Below are 897 nucleotides of genomic sequence, written 5' to 3' on the forward strand. Positions count from 1 at the left end.
GGGAGGGATGCGTTTGTACGCGCCGGGGTCGGCACCGGACTGCGCGAACGGCTGCTCCAAGGATAGCAGCGATGGTTTTCGGCCAGGCTTCAACGATCACGACAAGGTTCACGAGACCTGTGAGGTCCATTGCCGATATCGAGGCGTTGGAGGGTCTGTCTTACGATTCCCTCGTCCCGGCACGCAATCTCCATGACCTCTTCCGAGCCACGGCGCGACTGCACCCCGACAGGCCCGCACTGACGGTTGTGACTCCTCCCGAATCTCCTGAGGTCGGCCTCACACATCGTCAACTGCTCGCCGAAATATCCCGCGCGGCGAACTTATTCAGATCCTACGGCATCACACCTGACGGGCCGACGGTTGCGGTGCTCTGCCCTATCCTGCCGCAGATATTTCCCGCGCTGCTCGGCGCCCAGCTCGCCGGCGTCGCGAGCTCGATCAACTATCTGCTGAACGAAGACACGATCGTCGACCTGCTCGAAGCGCAGAATGCCTCCGTGCTCATGATCCCGTCAGAGTCCGCCGATCCGGCGATCTGGGGCAAGGCGAGCAAGGTGGCCGCACGAGTCGCTGCGCTGCGGCAGATCCTGGTCGTCGGCGAGAGCGGCGGTCTCACGGGCCGACTGGTGGACTTTGATCAGGCGAATGCAGGCCAGCGCGACACACTCGATTTCGAGCCGTCGCACGACCGCCAGTCGGTGTGCGCGCTGTTTCATACGGGAGGGACGACTGGACGTCCGAAGCTGGTTCGCCTGACGCATGGAAATCAGATCCATGCCGCCTGGAGTTTTGCCCGGGTTCACGGGCTGGACGAGCAGGACACCGCCTTGAACGGATTTCCGCTGTTCCACGTCGGCGGCACCATGACCGTCGGTCTGTCGATCCTTGCGGCCG

The 897-nt window shown here is 63.3% G+C and carries 1 protein-coding gene; it reads left to right on the forward strand.

Annotation, left to right across the window (positions count from 1 at the left end; translation table 11 throughout):
- Positions 1–71: 71 nt before the first annotated feature.
- Positions 72–897 (forward strand): AMP-binding protein (locus tag BRAS3843_RS13520; protein WP_244425286.1); only part of this gene is annotated, 826 nt, incomplete at its 3' end.

Source organism: Bradyrhizobium sp. STM 3843, assembly GCF_000239815.1.
Lineage (GTDB): Bacteria > Pseudomonadota > Alphaproteobacteria > Rhizobiales > Xanthobacteraceae > Bradyrhizobium.